Origin of the sequence: Lactobacillus kimbladii (assembly GCF_014323605.1) — a bacterium.
Taxonomy (GTDB): Bacteria; Bacillota; Bacilli; order Lactobacillales; family Lactobacillaceae; genus Lactobacillus; species Lactobacillus kimbladii_B.
Genome location: NZ_SCMB01000001.1, coordinates 1 through 16,886, shown reverse-complemented (window position 1 = coordinate 16,886; position 16,886 = coordinate 1). Strand labels below are relative to the sequence as shown.

The window sequence follows — 16,886 nt, the reverse complement described above, 5'->3', positions numbered from 1 at the left end:
ATATGGCAAAAGAAATTAAATTTTCAGAAAAAGCAAGACGTTCCCTGTTAAAGGGCGTTGACAAATTAGCTGATACTGTTAAGGCAACTATTGGTCCTAAGGGCAGAAATGTTGTTTTGGAGCAATCATACGGCAACCCGGACATTACTAATGATGGTGTGACAATTGCAAAGGCAATTGAATTAAAAGACCACTATGAGAATATGGGTGCTAAGTTAGTTGCCGAAGCAGCACAAAAGACTAATGACATAGCTGGTGACGGTACAACTACTGCTGTTGTTTTAACTCAAGCAATTATTCGTGAAGGTATGAAGAACGTTACTGCTGGTGCTAACCCTGTAGGTGTTCGCCGCGGTATTGAAAAAGCTACTAAGGCAGTAGTTAACGAATTACATAAAATTAGTCATACTGTTTCTTCAAAAGACCAAATTGCTCAAGTAGCTTCTGTATCTTCAGCATCAAAAGAAGTTGGTGACCTAATCGCTGACGCCATGGAAAAAGTTGGTAATGATGGTGTTATCACTATTGAAGACTCACGTGGTATCGAAACTGAATTATCAGTAGTTGAAGGTATGCAATTTGACCGTGGCTACCTTTCACAATACATGGTAACTGATAATGACAAGATGGAAGCAGATCTTGACAACCCATACATCTTAATCACTGATAAGAAGATTTCTAACATTCAGGACATTTTGCCATTGTTACAAGAAATTGTGCAACAAGGTAAATCACTTTTGATCATTGCTGATGATGTTTCTGGTGAAGCTTTACCAACATTAGTTTTGAACAAGATTCGTGGTACCTTTAACGTTGTTGCTGTTAAAGCTCCTGGCTTTGGCGACCGTCGTAAAGAACAACTGCAAGATATTGCCGCTTTAACTGGTGGTACAGTAATTACTGAGGACTTAGGTCTTGAATTAAAAGACACTAAGATTGACCAACTAGGTCAAGCTCGCCGCATCACTGTTACCAAAGACTCAACTACTATTGTTGATGGTTCAGGTTCTGACGAAGCTATTAAAGACCGTGAAGATTCAATTAGAAAACAAATTGCAGAGACTACTTCTGACTTCGACAAGAAGAAATTACAAGAGCGTCTGGCTAAATTAACCGGTGGAGTTGCCGTTATTCATGTTGGTGCTGCTACTGAAACTGAATTAAAAGAGCGCAGATACCGCATTGAAGATGCTTTAAACTCCACTCGTGCAGCCGTTGACGAAGGATACGTTGCTGGTGGTGGTACAGCTTTAGTAGATGTTAAGGATGCCGTTAAAGGCCTTAAGGGCGACAATGCTGATGAACAAACTGGAATTAACATTGTCTTAGAAGCTTTGACTGCTCCAGTTCGTCAAATTGCTGAAAATGCTGGTGAAGACGGTTCAGTTATCTTGAACAAACTTGAAGGTCAAGATAACGAAGTTGGTTATAACGCAGCTAATGGCAAATGGGAAAACATGGTTAAAGCCGGAATTATTGACCCAACCAAGGTAACCCGTACTGCTTTACAAAATGCTGCTTCAATTGCCGCTTTGCTCCTAACTACTGAAGCAGTTGTTGCCGAGATACCAGAAGATAAACCTGCTGCTGATCCAAATGCTGCAGGTGCTGGCAATCCAGGTGTGATGTAATTTAGTTTTTATTAGTTAATTAATAAATCCTACTAGCAATCCTGTGGAGCTTGCTAGTAGGATTTTTTTGTTACAATTCATTTTTAGTTTATCTTGGTTAAGATTATTCACTAGAAAGGAACATTAGTGGAATATTTAAGTTTGTTGGGTATTGTTGTTATAGTGTTAGGGTTTGCCTTGGGGCTTGATACAATAGCTGTAGTCGTAATTTCTGCTTTAGTTACGGCATTAGTTTCAGGAATAGATTTTACCTCATTTTTGACAATTCTAGGTAAAGGATTTATGGATAACAGAATGGTTTCTCTTTTCTTTCTCACTTTACCAACTATTGGAATTTTAGAAAGACATGGTTTAAAACAAGCCGCTGTTAATTTAATTAAAAAAATGAAAAAACTGACACCTGGTCGTATATTCGATATTTATCAGGCCATTCGTGAAATTGCCGGTGCCTTTGGTATTTCATTACAAGGACACGTCCAGTTTATTGCGCCATTGATTAATCCAATGGCGCAAGCGGCCGGTAAGGTTAATAGCGAATTGACTCCTCTAGAAGTAGACCAAATTAAAGGAAGAGCTGCTGCAACAGAAAATTTTGGTAATTTCTTTGCGCAAAACCTGTTTGTGGCTTCCTCAAGTGTTTTACTTATTGCAAGTACAATGAAATCGCTCGGTCATCCTGTAGATCCATCTGGAATAGTTTTATATACCTTCCCAGTCGCAATTATTAGCTATATTTTATGCTTGTTCTACAATCACGCATTTGACCAAAAGCTAATGAAGAAGAAAGAAAAATAGGAGAAACAATGGAAACTTTAATTAATAATATTTTACTTGCATTCTATATTTTAATTGGCCTTTTTTTCCTCGCTGCTGCTATTGAATCTTGGCGTGATCAATCTAATCCAGTCCGTTGGGGTACTGGAATATTTTGGCTTTTGTTTGCAGTGCTTTTCTGTGCTGGACAGTGGTTGCCAAATGCAATTAATGGTGGCATTATCCTGATCATTGCTTTATTATCTTTGTTTAAACAAGTGCGTGTAGGACACATAAAGGATTTAGATGAAAAAGTTGCTCAAAAAACGGTTAAACGCATTGGCAACTGGATTTTCTTACCAAGTATCCTGCTGGCAGTTTTAGCTTTGGTCATAGCCCAATTTACTAATTTAGGTGGTCAAGTAGGTATCGGTGTAGCAGCTATTGTTTCACTTGTTGTTGCACAAATTTTGACTAAATCGAATACTAAAGTAGTCTACGAAGATACACAAAGAATGGTGCGTTCTGTCGGCTCTGCCGGAATTTTACCACAATTACTCGCTACTTTGGGCGTGGTATTTACAGCTTCAGGTGTAGGACAAGTGACTGCCAAGGCTATTTCTGGTCTTTTTCCTATTGGAAACCATTTATTAGGAGTTGCGCTTTATTGTATTGCTATGGCATTATTTACAGCAATTATGGGTAATGCATTTGCTGCGTTTGCAGTTATTACAGCAGGGATTGGCATTCCTTTCGTTGTCGCCCAAGGTGGTTCACCGATTGTAGTTGCGGCATTAGGAATGACATCTGGATACTGCGGTACATTGCTTACCCCAATGGCAGCCAACTTTAATACTTTGCCAGTTGCATTAATGGAAATGAAAGATCAATTAGGTGTAATCAAGCAACAATTTCCGATTGCAATTAGCATGTTGCTCATTCAAATTATTCTAATGTACTTTTTAGCTTTTTAAGATAGTAAGGAGAAAAGATAATGAAAATTCTTGTAACAGGTTTTGATCCCTTTGGCGAAGATAAGATTAATCCTGCAATTGAAGCAGTTAAACGGCTGGATGATGAAATTGCTGGTGCAAAGATCGTTAAACTCGAAATACCAACAGTTTTTGGCGACTGTGCAGAAGTAGTTCATGAAGCTATTCTTAAGGAAAAACCAGATTATGTTTTAAATATCGGTCAAGCTGGTGGTCGTTATGCTTTGACTCCAGAACGAGTAGCTATTAATTTTGATGATGGCCGTATTGCTGATAACAAAGGTTATCAACCAGTTGCTAGTCCTATTCATGAAGATGGACAAAACGCATATTTCACACAACTTCCTGTAAAAGCGATGGCACGTGCAATTCGGGAAGCTGGATTGCCAAGCTCTGTTTCAACAACTGCAGGGACTTTTGTCTGCAATCATATTATGTATCAAGTGCAGTATATGATTGACAAGGAATTTCGTAACTTAAAGGCTGGATTTATGCACATTCCGTATTTACCTGAGCAAGTTGTTGCTAAACCTGAAACTCCTTGTCTTAGCCTAGCAGATGATGTAAAAGGCATTACTGCAGCAATTAGCGCTATTGTGAAAATGGATGGCAAAAAAGATTTACAAAGTATTGAAGGCCACATTGCTTAAATTTTTTAAAAAGAAAGCAATCACTGCGGCAAAAAAACATATTGTGAAAAGAGATCGTTTTACTTGCGGTCTTTTTTCTTTTAATAAGAACTTTAGCGTATAATAATAACAGTAATGCAGAAAAGAAGGGGAATAATGGCGCAAACAAACCTGACTCCGATGATGGAGCAATATCACGAAATTAAAAAGCAATATCCCGATGCTTTCCTTTTTTATCGGGTGGGCGATTTTTATGAATTATTTGAAGATGATGCAGTCAAAGGTGCTCAAATTTTAGAATTAACTTTGACTCACAGATCTAATAAAGCTGAAAACCCTGTTCCAATGGCAGGAGTTCCGCATGTAGCAGTCCAATCCTATGTAGATACTTTGGTTGAAAAAGGCTACAAGGTAGCTTTGTGTGAACAGCTCGAAGATCCTAAACAAGCTAAAGGGATGGTTAAACGGGGTATAATTCAACTTGTGACTCCCGGAACTTTAATGAATGACAAGCCCAGTGAAGCTAAAGAATCAAATTATCTTACATCGGTTGTAACTACCAAAAGTTGCTTTGGACTGGCATACAGTGACTTATCCACTGGTGAAATTTACGCTACACATTTAAAAAGCTTTGCTGCTGTTTCAAATGAGTTGCTTTCGCTGCGAACGCGCGAAGTTGTTTTTAATGGTCACTTAAGTGACAAGGATAGTGATTTTCTCAATAAAGCTAATATTACGGTGTCAGAGCCCGTAGAATTAACTGGCAAACATGCAGAGATTTCATTTGCTGAACAAAATTTAACTAATTCTGCCGAAAAAGCTGCTGTAAAACAACTTGTAGGTTATTTATTGCAGACGCAGCGCCGCAGTTTAGCCCATTTACAAGTAGCAAAAAGTTATGAAGTCAATCAATATTTACAAATGTCGCACACCGTACGGGATAATTTAGAGTTAACAGCATCTGCGAAAACCGGCAAAAAAATGGGTTCCCTTTTTTGGGTTCTGGATAAAACGCATACTGCAATGGGTGGACGGCTGTTAAAACAATGGCTGGATCGGCCACTTTTGTCAATTGAGCAGCTAAATAAACGGCAAGAAATGGTGCAGGCCTTAATTGATGAATATTTTACGCGAGAAAATATTAACGATGCTCTAAAAGGGGTTTATGATCTGGAACGTTTAACTGGGCGCATTGCTTTTGGCAATGTCAATGCCCGCGAGTTATTGCAGTTGGCTCACTCTCTCAATGCCGTGCCAACGATTTTGACAGCAATCCAAAAAGCTGATAATAAAAATCTGCAAAATTTTGCCAGACAAATTGATCCGTTAAAAGGCATTGCTAAATTAATTACAGATACCATTGTTGATCAGCCTCCAGTTCTGACGACTGAAGGCGGATTAATCAAAGATGGTGTTGATAGTCAACTTGATCGCTACCGGGATGCCATGAATAATGGTAAAAAATGGTTGACTGAAATGGAGCAGGATGAACGGGCCAAAACTGGTATTGAGAATTTAAAAGTTGGTTACAACAAGGTTTTTGGTTATTATATTCAAGTTACAAATTCTAATAAGGGCAAAGTACCTCTTGATCGGTATACCCGTAAACAAACCCTGACTAATGCTGAACGCTACATTACTCCAGAACTTAAAGAACATGAAAATCTGATTTTGGAAGCACAGACCAAATCGACGGATTTAGAATATGATTTGTTTGTGAAGTTAAGAGAAGAAGTTAAGAAATACATTCCAGCATTGCAAAAGTTGGCTGGACAAGTGGCAGAGCTTGATGTTTTCTGCTCTTTTGCTCAAGTAGCTGAAGATAATAATTACTGCAGACCACAATTTCATACTGATAATCAGGATGTTAAAGTTATCATGGGACGTCACCCTGTAGTTGAACAGGTGATGAAGGCAGGCTCTTTTATTCCTAACGATGTAAAATTAACAGAAAATACAGACATTTTTCTGATAACTGGTCCTAATATGTCTGGAAAAAGCACTTATATGAGGCAGATGGCACTTATTGCCGTGATGGCTCAAATTGGTTCGTTTGTGCCAGCAGATAGTGCAGATTTGCCTATTTTTGACCAAATTTTTACCAGAATTGGTGCAGCAGACGATTTAATTTCCGGACAAAGTACCTTTATGGTCGAAATGACCGAAGCTAACGATGCATTACAGCATGCGACTAAGAGGAGCCTGGTGTTATTTGATGAAATTGGCCGGGGAACGGCAACCTATGATGGTATGGCCCTTGCTGGTGCTATTGTCCAGTATCTACATGATGAGGTTGGGGCTAAAGTGTTGTTTGCGACTCACTTCCATGAGCTAACGGCGATGGAACAGACACTGCCTCATTTAAAGAATATTCATGTGGGGGCAACTGAAGAAAACGGTAAATTGATCTTTCTTCATAAAATTTTACCTGGACCTGCTGATCAAAGTTATGGCATTCACGTTGCTCAACTTGCCGGATTACCGAGAAAAGTTTTACGAAAAGCTACCAAGTTGCTTAATAGGCTTGAAGCTCAAGGAAGTAATTTGGACCCAGCTTCCACGCAGCTGGATTTGTTTAGTTCAGTTAGTGAAACAGGAGAATCTGAGCCTGTTGAAACACCATTAGATTCTAAAGAAGAATTAACTGACAAAGAAAAAGATATCCTAGATGAAATTTCTAATCTTTATTTAGCTGATCAAACGCCGTTGCAAGTGATGCAGCTAGTCGAAAACTGGCAAGAAGATTTAAAGGATGAGAACTAGTCATGGCTAAAATACATGAGCTTTCGGTCAACCTCTCTAATCAGATAGCAGCTGGAGAAGTAATTGAAAGACCTGCCAGCGTGGTAAAGGAGCTGGTTGAAAATGCAATTGACGCAGGTAGCAGCAGAATTAGAATTGAATTCACTGATGCCGGTTTAAAGCAAATTGTAGTTCAGGATAACGGCTCCGGAATTGATAGTGATCAGATTGATCTTGCTTTTACCAGGTACGCGACCAGTAAGATTGCAAATGAGCATGACTTATTTAATGTCAATACATTAGGTTTTAGGGGGGAAGCCTTAGCCTCAATTGCTGCAGTCAGTCATGTCGAAATTTTAACTAATTCTTCTAATGAAATAGGTACGCGCGCCGAGTTTGCGGGTGGATTTAAAAAAGCACAGGAGGATGCGGCTGCCAGAAAAGGTACACAGATTACTGTTAAAGATTTATTTTATAACACGCCGGCGCGATTGAAATATTTACGTAGTCCGAGAACTGAAATTATGAAAATTGTGGATATTATTAATCGGATTGCGTTAGGCTATCCTGAAATTGCATTTACATTGATGAACGAAGGTCGCATATTACTAAGAACAGCTGGCAACAATAATTTACGGCAAACGGTTTCTAGTGTTTATGGCAGAAATATTGCAGAAAAAATGTTGTCATTTAAAGGCAGTGATAATGACTTTGAGATAAGTGGCTTGATTTCTAATCCTGAACTTACCAGATCTACGCGTAATTTCATTTCCATTTTACTCAATGGTCGTTACATTAGAAACTTCAAGTTAGCGAGTGCAGTGAGGGATGGTTATGGTAATAATCTTGCTGCTAAACATTATCCGATAGCTGTTGTTAAGATAAAAACTGATCCGCTATTGGTAGATGTTAACGTGCACCCTACAAAAAGAGAAGTACGTTTATCTAAAGAAACTGAATTAAGTCGTTTGATAACAAATGCAATCAGCAGTGTGCTTTTGAAAAATGAAACAAAATCTGATGCCATCAGCAATTTGAATAATGCTACAGAGGATACTTTAGTTGATCAGTTAAAATTTAATTTAAATAAAAACGTGGTTGAAACTAAAAGACCTGAAACTCAAACTGACCAAATTAATGAAGCAGTACCTGAAAAAATCCAGCATATTCAACATACCCAGTATGTGAATTTAGATACCCCGCGAGATGATGATCGTTATCTGTTTACTGCAACTTGGACAGATAATGTAAAAAAGCAATGTCAGTTGACGCCTTTTACAAGTAAGCAATCTAATAGTGGGATAATTTCTACAGGGGATGAATTACTGGCAAGTAGTTTACCCGAGCTAAGTTTTGTAGGTCAGACTAAAGTATATATTATTGCTGCAAGTAATGATGACTTATATTTAATTGATCAGGTTGCTGCCAGAAGACTGCTTTCTTTTAAAAAGATTATGCTCGAATTGTCTAGTTCTAAAATCAGCCAGCAAGGTTTATTGAGTCCTTTAATTTTAGAATTTGGCAATTTAGAATTTCTACAAATAAAAGATAAGTTGGCAGACATTCAAAAAATTGGCATTTTTTTAGAAGACTTTGGGCAAGATACCTTTATCTTGAGGTCTTATCCCACTTGGTTAGGCAAAGACGTCGAACATTCTGTGCGTACAATTTTAGACACGTTTTTAAACATAGATGACAGTGATTCTCAAAATTTAATTAAAAGAATAGCAGCAGACCAAGCTCAAAGGGAAGTTGCAGGGCGCAAAAAATTGACATCTGCAGATTGTGGCGAAATTTTGACAAATTTGAGGCAAATTTCTGATCCGTATCATGATGCAAAGGGTAATTTGGTAATTGTGCGCCTAAGGAAAAAAGATTTACGCAAAATGTTTAAGAAAGATTAACAACAAATGTATGAATATTTAAATGGTAATATTACAATAGTTAAGCCAGATTTTATAGTAGTTGACGTAAATGGAATAGGCTACAAGGTCTTTAGTCCCTCACCATATGCATACCAAGAAGGACAAAAAGTGCGAGTTTTTATAGAGCAAATTGTGCGAGATACAGGAGTCACTTTATATGGTTTCCAGACTGAAGATGATAAAGGATTGTTTTTGAAACTTTTAAGTGTCAGTGGTATCGGACCAAAGTCTGCTTTAGCAATTATGGCTGCTGAAGACAGTAATTCTCTAGCAGAAGCAATTGAACAGGGTGAGGTGAAATACCTAACTCGTTTTCCTGGTGTAGGCAAAAAAACAGCTTCACAAATTGTCCTTGATTTAAAGGGTAAATTAGGAGACTATGTCAAGAATGCAAATAAAGAAGCTTTAGCAGAAATAACTCCAGAATTAAATGATGCATTATTAGCATTATTGGCATTAGGTTATACTAAAAAAGAAGTAGACAGGATTACACCGGCTTTAATAGAAGAGGAAAAGACAACAGCAGATCAGTACATTAAAAAAGGTTTGGCTCTTCTCTTAAAGAAGTAAATATTGTTATAATAAAATTAATGTTTTAAAGGGAAGTGAAACAGGTGGCAGAAGACGATAACAGTATTGTTTCTGGAGAGACACAGGGACAGGAAGAAAAGCAAGCTGAGTTTCCTTTACGTCCTCAAACTTTAAAGGAATATTTAGGTCAAAATCGTGTCAAAAAAGAAATGGCAGTTTATATTAAAGCTGCTAAAAAAAGGGATGAGGCTCTTGATCATGTTCTGCTTTATGGCCCTCCAGGATTAGGTAAAACTACCTTAGCCTTTGTAATAGCGAATGAACTAGGTGTTCATTTGAAAAGCACTAGTGGACCTGCAATTGAAAAGGCTGGAGACTTGGTTGCTTTATTAACCGATCTGGATCCTGGTGATATTTTATTTATTGATGAAATCCATCGCTTGGCAAAGCCAATTGAAGAAGTTCTTTACTCTGCTATGGAAGATTATTATGTTGATATCGTAATTGGTGAAGGCCAGACTACCCATGCAGTACATGTTCCCTTGCCACCCTTTACTTTAGTTGGCGCAACCACTTTAGCCGGACAATTGTCTGCACCATTGCGTGGACGTTTTGGTATTGTTGAACATTTGCAGTATTATACTGTGGAAGAATTAGAAAAAATCATTTCTCGTTCCAGCAAAGTTTTTAACATTCAAATTGACCCCCAGGCCGCACATGAATTAGCTCGCAGATCAAGGGGCACACCACGTGTAGCCAACCGTTTATTGAGAAGAGTGCGTGATTTTGCACAAGTTAAAGGAGAAGAAATAATTTCTTTTAAAACTACGACAGATTCTTTACGGCAATTGCAAGTTGATGATGAGGGTCTTGATCAGACTGATCGTAAAATTTTGCGTGTAATTATTGAAAAATATCATGGTGGTCCTGTAGGAATTAGGACACTAGCTGCTAATACTGGTGAAGATGTAGAAACAATTCAATCTCTTTACGAACCTTATTTGATGCAGAATGGTTTTTTGTTAATGACACCTAGAGGAAGAATGGTAACAGAGAAGGCTTATAGTCATTTGGGACTGCCGCTGCCAAACAAGTAATGCAAATGTTTGTTATTTTCTGTATAATAAATATTTAGACAATGATTAATTTTAATTTGAGGAGTGTAAAAGTGAATAATTTATTTTTAGCACAGGCTAATAATTCAGGTAGTACTATGTGGACAATCATAGTTTTTGTAGTTTTGATTGCCTTAATGTATTTTACTATGATCAAACCCCAAAAAAAGCAACAACAAAAGAAAATGGAAATGATGAATCAATTGAAGAAAGGTGACAGCGTCATCATGATTGATGGTCTTCACGGTAAAATTGATTCCGTTAATACCAAAGACAAAACTGTTGTGCTTGATGCTGATGGGATTTATTTAACTTTTAGTAGAATGGCAGTACAGCAAATTTTGCCAAATAATACGGCTAATGCTGAACCAGTTGCTACTTCTGAAAGTACTGATAAAGCTGAAGAATCAGAGCAAAGTGAACCGACAACGGATCAGAAACCAGATAAGCCAGCGGAAAAGTCAACTGAAGAAAGACCAGCCAGTTCATCTGATGAAACTCCTGACGATTCAAAATAAAAGCAGTTACTTAAGTGCCTTCAAGGCACTTTTTTGTTACCAAAATTAGTAAACAAATATTGGCAAATGTTGCTCAAAGCGCGAGTTTACCGGCAAAATAGTATAAAATAAAACTAGTGTAAAAAGGTAACAGAAAGGATTTTTTCATGAATAATATTCCGGTAATTATGATTATCTTTGGTGGTAGTGGAGATTTAGCACATAGGAAGCTATACCCAGCACTGTTTAATTTATTTGAACAAGGTTTAATTCACGATAATTTTGCTGTAATTGGCACGGCTCGTCGTCCCTGGTCACATGAATATTTGCGCGACCAAGTGAGTGACGCTGTGCACGAAACACATAATGAAGTGGATGAAAATGATTTAGCTGCGTTTGCCAGTCATTTTTACTATCAGTCTCATGATGTGACAAATGTGGAACACTATGAAACCTTGAAAAATTTGGCGCAAGATCTTGACGATCGATATAGTGCACAGGGAAATCGTATTTTCTACATGGCGATGGCTCCTAAATTCTTTGGTACTATTGCTGAACATATTAATGATCAACATTTAACCAGCTCAGGTTTTAACCGCATAGTTGTTGAAAAGCCTTTTGGTCGTGATCTTGCCACGGCAGAAGAGTTGAACAAGCAAATAACTGCATCTTTTGCTGAAGATGATATCTTTCGGATTGATCATTATTTAGGCAAGGAAATGATTCAGAACATTTTACCAATGAGGCTTACTAATCCATTGATTAAAAATATTTGGAATAATCATAATATTAAAAACGTTCAGGTCACTTTGGCTGAGCAACTTGGAGTTGAGGCTCGAGGTGGATATTACGAAACATCAGGAGCTTTGCGCGATATGGTACAGAATCATATATTCCAAATCATAACTTTGCTTGCAATGCCAGAGCCTAAGGATTTGACTTCACAAAGTATCCACAAAGCAAAGCAAGAACTTCTTGATAGTATGATAATTCCCACAGAAGATGAAATTGCGCGGCATTTTGTGAGGGGGCAATATCTTGGAAGCGATGTCACCTTTGGCTATCGTCAAGAGCCTAATGTTGCTGAGGATTCTCATACGGAAACCTATGTAGCAGGTGAAGTAAAGTTTAAAAAGGGGCCACTGGCAGATTTACCAATTTATTTTAGAACTGGTAAAGAAATGAGAGAAAAGAAAAATAGGATTGACATTGTTTTAAAGCATATGTCGAATCAGTATGGCATGGCTCATTCAAATAATATTTCAATCATTATAGATCCGCAGATGCAAATTTTTATTACTATTAACGGTAAAAAAATCAATGAAACTGGAATCAGACGTGAGAATTTAAGCTACGGACTTACAAGTGAAGAGCAAAAACAGGTACCAGATGGTTATGAACGTTTGCTGCATGATGTTTTTGTAAATGATTCAACTAATTTTACTCACTGGAGTGAACTAAAAAACTATTGGAAATTTATTGACCATGTTGAAGAAGCTTGGCAAAAAGAAAACGAACAGGGTCAAGAACCTGAACAATATTTGCCATACAGAATGGGTCCTAAATCAGCTGCTAAAATTTTTGAGTCACCGACAGAGCGTTGGATTTATGAGTAATTTTGACGATGGCCTTTTGCCTAAAAATGATACACATAGAAAAATTATTCATCTTGATATGGATGCTTTTTATGCATCTGTAGAAACACGCGATAATCCTGAATTAAAAAATAAAGCACTAGTAATTGGTCAAGATCCGAGAAATTATCACGGTCATGGTGTGATTGCAACAGCTAATTATATTGCTCGTCAATATGGCGTTCATTCGGCTATGCCAGCGATTAAGGCCTTAAGACTGATACCGAAAAATAAATTGGTATTTTTGAGCCCAAATTTTACCAAATATCATAGTGTTTCTGCTGAAATACATCAGTTGATGCATGAAATTACTGATAACGTCCAATCTATCGCGCTTGATGAAGCGTATTTGGATGTAACTGAAAACAAATTAGGGATAACCTCTGCGTTGCAGATTGCAATTAATCTTCAGAAGAAAATAAAAAAAGAAGTTGGTCTTAACTGTTCTTTTGGCGTCACATATAACAAATTTTTAGCAAAAATGGGTTCTGAGTATTCGAAGCCATTTGGCCGCAGTCTTATTTTGCCAGATGAAGCTAAAGAATTTTTAGCAAAGCAAAAAATTGCTCAGTTTCATGGTATCGGTCCAAAAACTCAAGCAAAATTAGCAGAAATGGGAATTTTTACAGGTCATGGGTTGCAAAAAATGCATGTTCGTGATTTAATAAAACATTTCAATCGTATGGGATATTTAATGGCAGAGCACGCAAACGGTATTGATTTATCCCGAGTAATTCCTGATGACGAGCGTAATCGCAAATCTATTGGTATTGAACGATCCTATGAACCTAGTGTTTACAATGAACAAACTGCACTGACAAATTTGCGTAATTATGTTAATGATCTGGCTGATAAGCTAATTGAGCGCAATTTTTATGCCAATACGGTTGTTTTAAAAATTCGTAACAGTGACTTTAAGACTGTTACTAAAAGACGTAAGCTTGATCATGCTACTAATAATCCATTAGAACTATACGATGCTGCTAAAGAACTTTTTGATCCTATTTCCAGTTCATTTTTAAGTGATGGCATAAGACTTTTGGGTGTAACAGCTACAGATTTTACCGAAGCAGACTATGAAAATATGGATTTGGATTTATTTAAGCATTAAAAGTTGTTTAGGCTGGAATTTATCTAAGTAACAAAGGAGTTTAGATATGAATACTTTTACCGAAATATATCAAAAAATCACACAATATGATACCATTATTTTGCATAGACACACTAGTCCAGATCCTGATGCTTTAGGTTCTCAAGCGGGACTTGCACGTTCTTTAAAGCTGCAGTTCCCAAGTAAGAAAATTTTGTGTGCTGGAGAAAATGATGAAGGCGACCTGACATGGATCAATCATATGGATCAAGTGACTGAAAAAGATTATGAAGGAGCTCTTGTAATCACCACAGACACAGGAAATACAGCCCGTATTTCAAATAAATTATATAATAAAGGCGATTTTTTAATAAAAATTGATCATCATCCAGATGTTGAACCCTATGCTAATATGAGTTTTGTTGATGATCAGGCTCCTGCTGCTTCGCAGATTGTAGCTGATTTTATTATTACTGAAAAAATGCCACTTACTGCTGAAGTAGCCTATCCTCTTTATGCTGGAATAGTGGGTGATACGGGTAGATTTATGTATCCTGAAACCACAGATCATACTTTTAAAATTGCGGCTAAATTGGCAGCGACCGGAATTAATATTAATGAAATTGCGCGTAATATCAGTGATGTTACCTTCGAACAGGCAAAACTTCAGGCTGAAGTTTTGGAGTATATGAAAGTCGATGCTAGTGGTGCAGCCTATGCAATTTTAACTCAAGATACTTTGTATAAATTGGGTGTAGATTCAGAACAAGCTTCATGTACTGTTTCTACTCCCGGTCGAATTAAGGATATCATTGCCTGGAATGTTTTTGTGGAAAAACCAGATGGTACATTCAGAGTCCATTATCGTTCAAAGGGACCAGTAATTAACGAATTAGCAGCAAAACATGATGGCGGCGGTCACGCTTTAGCAAGTGGAGCTAACGCAAAAGACATGGCGGAAGTGAAACAAATTTTCGCAGAATTAGTTCAGGTAACCAAGGAATATCAAGAGGAACATGAATAATATTTTTGAAAACGAGCAGATAAATCCAGCAATCAGGCAGGGATTAAAAAAGATTAATTTTGTTAAACCGACTGAGGTGCAGGAAAAAGTGATCCCTGTTTTAATGGCACACAAAAATGCTGTAGTGCAAGCAGTTACCGGTTCGGGTAAAACTCACGCCTTTTTGATTCCTGTTATGAATGAAATTGACGAAAATCTTCAGTATCCTCAAGCAATTTTGACTACGCCTAGTCGTGAACTTGCACAGCAATTATATCAAGTTGCACGCCAGTTAAGGGATGCTTCCGGTTTAGACATTCCCATTGCACATCTAGCTGGCGGTAGCGACCGTGAGCGACAAGTCGATAAGATTTCTAGCCATAAACCTCAGATTGTGGTTGCCACTCCCGGCAGACTACATGATTTCGTTGAAACAAAGATTTTGCCATTAGATTATGTCAAAAACTTTGTTATTGACGAAGCCGATATGACTTTGGACATGGGCTTTTTGAGTGAAATTGATTTTATTGCTCAAAGATTGCCTCAAAATTGTGTTTTAACTGCTTTTTCGGCTACAATTCCGGTTAAGTTGGCTAACTTTTTACGTAAATACATGGCAAAGCCTGAAACTATTATCATAGATAATCCCACCGTTATCTCGCCAACGGTCAAAAACGATTTGCTTGATATTGGCTCAAAAAGTCGTAAAAAAGTACTCTATCAATTATTAACAATGGGCCAGCCGTATTTGGCACTTATTTTTGCTAACACAAAGCAAACTGTTGATGAACTGGCAGAATTTCTCATTAATCAGGGCTTAAAAGTGGCTAAGATTCATGGTGGAATTACTGAGCGCGAACGTAAAAGAACAATGCGTGAGGTAGAGGCCGGACAATACCAGTATGTAGTGGCAACTGATCTAGCTGCACGTGGCATTGATATTGAAGGTGTCAGCTTGGTTATTAATTATGAAATCCCCCGCGAATTAGAATTTGTGATTCATCGTATTGGTAGAACCGGACGAAATGGGATGAGTGGTCATGCCATTACCTTAATTCGTGAAGAAGAAATGAATCAAATCCTTAAGCTGGAAAAAATGGGAATTCATTTTGATTTTGTCGAAATTAAAGATAATTCTCTCATACCACGGACGCATTATCATAACCGCAAGTTAAGAAAGTCAACTTCTCAAGGCCTTGATAATAAGGTAAGAGGGATGGTAAAAAAAGCACAAAAAAAGCGTAAACCAGGCTATAAGAAAAAGATTAAAAGAGCTATTCAACAAGATAGAGCGCAAAAAAATAAAATTGAGCAACGTAGTAAAATTCGTAAGGCCAAGCGCCAAAGAAAAAATAGGCGTGATAGTCAAACCTAATTTAAAATAAAAATCATATTTAACTTATTATCTGAAAACCAACCTACGATTTTAGTAGTTGTTGGTTTTTTATTTAGCAGACAAATTAAAGAATACTGCCCTTTTAAGTACTTTTTTAGCTTTTTAAAAATAACATCATTTTTTTCCAAGATAGTATTGCTCGACATGACTATTATTGATATACTTATGATACTATAAGTAGGAGCGATAGATATGAGCTTAACAAAGACTGAGCAAGTTCTCATGTTAGAGCTGTCAAAATATAGAGTTTATAAGTACACTGTAACTAAGTTTTGTAAGAAGTTAAATATAAATCGTGGGGTTTTTTATACAAAATATCGCAATATTTGTGATTTATTTACTTCAGTTTTAACTCTACAAACTAGGCGGACATTACGAAGTGTAGATGGAGAAACGATGGACCGAATGTTCTACCGGATGTTGCAGAAAATAAAAGAAAATAAGATATTCTATATCAACCTCAATAGAATTGCACAAGATCCACCAGAATTTTATCGCGTTTTGCGAAAAGAATATGCTAAAGCAATAGAGAATTACATGCGACCTAGAGGTCCATTTTCAGTTCACAAAGTTGAATTAGTAGCAAACGGAATTTATGCTATTGTTTTTAACTGGGTGGTAGATGAATGCCGACATGATATCAGGGATGTATATCAGAGTATCCATTTATTATTGGTTCATATTGAGCAATCCATAAAAAAAGCTGATTGAACTAAAATTTTTGTAAAAAAGACTTGCAAAAGGCAAAAATAATTGCTAGTATTAATAACTGTCGTCGGGCAATGAGCCGCAAGGCAAGAGGCCTCTCAGGCAGCGCAAAAAAATCGAGCAAAAGCAGTTGACAAAAGCGAGCTGCTTTAGTAAGATAATAAACGCTGTCTGGCAAGACGGCGAAAAGGACTCAGAAAAAAGTGCTTGACAAAAGCGGCTGAATCTGGGAAAATAAAA

At 37.3% G+C, this 16,886-nt stretch carries 14 protein-coding genes; all 14 read left to right on the top strand.

Going from position 1 to position 16,886, the window contains the following annotated elements; all coding sequences use genetic code 11:
• The first annotated feature begins 2 nt into the window (after positions 1 to 2).
• Positions 3 to 1,631: a chaperonin GroEL gene (gene groL, locus ERK18_RS00070; protein ID WP_187153798.1), complete on the top strand. Its 1,629-nt coding sequence runs from the start codon at positions 3 to 5 to the stop codon at positions 1,629 to 1,631.
• Positions 1,632 to 1,757: 126 nt separating this feature from the next.
• Complete coding sequence (locus ERK18_RS00065; RefSeq protein WP_034980272.1) at positions 1,758 to 2,426, top strand: DUF969 domain-containing protein; 669 nt, start codon at positions 1,758 to 1,760, stop codon at positions 2,424 to 2,426.
• Positions 2,427 to 2,434: 8 nt separating this feature from the next.
• Positions 2,435 to 3,358, top strand: a complete 924-nt coding sequence (locus tag ERK18_RS00060; protein WP_187153797.1) for a DUF979 domain-containing protein — start codon at positions 2,435 to 2,437, stop codon at positions 3,356 to 3,358.
• A gap of 20 nt (positions 3,359 to 3,378) precedes the next feature.
• A complete protein-coding gene (pcp, locus tag ERK18_RS00055) occupies positions 3,379 to 4,026 on the top strand; it encodes a pyroglutamyl-peptidase I (RefSeq protein WP_046332382.1) in 648 nt (215 codons plus the stop codon).
• Positions 4,027 to 4,185: 159 nt separating this feature from the next.
• Positions 4,186 to 6,768, top strand: coding sequence for a DNA mismatch repair protein MutS (mutS, locus tag ERK18_RS00050; protein ID WP_187154246.1), 2,583 nt, complete (start codon positions 4,186 to 4,188; stop codon positions 6,766 to 6,768).
• A gap of 2 nt (positions 6,769 to 6,770) precedes the next feature.
• Positions 6,771 to 8,651 carry a DNA mismatch repair endonuclease MutL gene (gene mutL / locus ERK18_RS00045; RefSeq protein WP_187153796.1) on the top strand — a complete coding sequence of 627 codons (1,881 nt, stop codon included), beginning with the start codon at positions 6,771 to 6,773 and terminating at the stop codon, positions 8,649 to 8,651.
• Positions 8,652 to 8,657: 6 nt separating this feature from the next.
• Positions 8,658 to 9,242, top strand: a complete 585-nt coding sequence (gene ruvA / locus ERK18_RS00040) for a Holliday junction branch migration protein RuvA (protein WP_187153795.1) — start codon at positions 8,658 to 8,660, stop codon at positions 9,240 to 9,242.
• 35 nt (positions 9,243 to 9,277) lie between these two features.
• Positions 9,278 to 10,300: a Holliday junction branch migration DNA helicase RuvB gene (ruvB, locus tag ERK18_RS00035; protein ID WP_390885833.1), complete on the top strand. Its 1,023-nt coding sequence runs from the start codon at positions 9,278 to 9,280 to the stop codon at positions 10,298 to 10,300.
• 71 nt (positions 10,301 to 10,371) lie between these two features.
• Positions 10,372 to 10,836, top strand: a complete 465-nt coding sequence (gene yajC / locus ERK18_RS00030; RefSeq protein ID WP_187153793.1) for a preprotein translocase subunit YajC — start codon at positions 10,372 to 10,374, stop codon at positions 10,834 to 10,836.
• Between the two features lie 146 nt (positions 10,837 to 10,982).
• Positions 10,983 to 12,431 carry a glucose-6-phosphate dehydrogenase gene (gene zwf, locus ERK18_RS00025; protein WP_122052681.1) on the top strand — a complete coding sequence of 483 codons (1,449 nt, stop codon included), beginning with the start codon at positions 10,983 to 10,985 and terminating at the stop codon, positions 12,429 to 12,431.
• Positions 12,424 to 13,560, top strand: coding sequence for a DNA polymerase IV (gene dinB, locus ERK18_RS00020; protein WP_187153792.1), 1,137 nt, complete (start codon positions 12,424 to 12,426; stop codon positions 13,558 to 13,560). The genes zwf and dinB overlap by 8 nt, the downstream gene beginning before the upstream one ends.
• A gap of 46 nt (positions 13,561 to 13,606) precedes the next feature.
• Complete coding sequence (locus ERK18_RS00015; RefSeq protein WP_187153791.1) at positions 13,607 to 14,563, top strand: DHH family phosphoesterase; 957 nt, start codon at positions 13,607 to 13,609, stop codon at positions 14,561 to 14,563.
• Entirely contained in the window at positions 14,556 to 15,917 is a 1,362-nt protein-coding gene (locus ERK18_RS00010) for a DEAD/DEAH box helicase (RefSeq protein ID WP_187153790.1), read from the top strand. The genes ERK18_RS00015 and ERK18_RS00010 overlap by 8 nt, the downstream gene beginning before the upstream one ends.
• A 213-nt stretch (positions 15,918 to 16,130) precedes the next feature.
• Complete coding sequence (locus ERK18_RS00005; RefSeq protein ID WP_187153789.1) at positions 16,131 to 16,649, top strand: TetR/AcrR family transcriptional regulator; 519 nt, start codon at positions 16,131 to 16,133, stop codon at positions 16,647 to 16,649.
• Positions 16,650 to 16,886 lie beyond the last annotated feature (237 nt).

Bases quoted from the DNA above. Each gene is read 5' to 3' on its own strand.
- ERK18_RS00010 (WP_187153790.1), top strand. From the start codon at position 14,556: ATGAATAATATTTTTGAAAACGAGCAGATAAATCCAGCAATCAGGCAG.
- ruvA (WP_187153795.1), top strand. From the start codon at position 8,658: ATGTATGAATATTTAAATGGTAATATTACAATAGTTAAGCCAGATTTT.
- mutL (WP_187153796.1), top strand. From the start codon at position 6,771: ATGGCTAAAATACATGAGCTTTCGGTCAACCTCTCTAATCAGATAGCA.
- mutS (WP_187154246.1), top strand. From the start codon at position 4,186: ATGATGGAGCAATATCACGAAATTAAAAAGCAATATCCCGATGCTTTC.
- ERK18_RS00015 (WP_187153791.1), top strand. From the start codon at position 13,607: ATGAATACTTTTACCGAAATATATCAAAAAATCACACAATATGATACC.
- zwf (WP_122052681.1), top strand. From the start codon at position 10,983: ATGAATAATATTCCGGTAATTATGATTATCTTTGGTGGTAGTGGAGAT.
- ERK18_RS00060 (WP_187153797.1), top strand. From the start codon at position 2,435: ATGGAAACTTTAATTAATAATATTTTACTTGCATTCTATATTTTAATT.
- ERK18_RS00005 (WP_187153789.1), top strand. From the start codon at position 16,131: ATGAGCTTAACAAAGACTGAGCAAGTTCTCATGTTAGAGCTGTCAAAA.
- pcp (WP_046332382.1), top strand. From the start codon at position 3,379: ATGAAAATTCTTGTAACAGGTTTTGATCCCTTTGGCGAAGATAAGATT.
- groL (WP_187153798.1), top strand. From the start codon at position 3: ATGGCAAAAGAAATTAAATTTTCAGAAAAAGCAAGACGTTCCCTGTTA.
- dinB (WP_187153792.1), top strand. From the start codon at position 12,424: ATGAGTAATTTTGACGATGGCCTTTTGCCTAAAAATGATACACATAGA.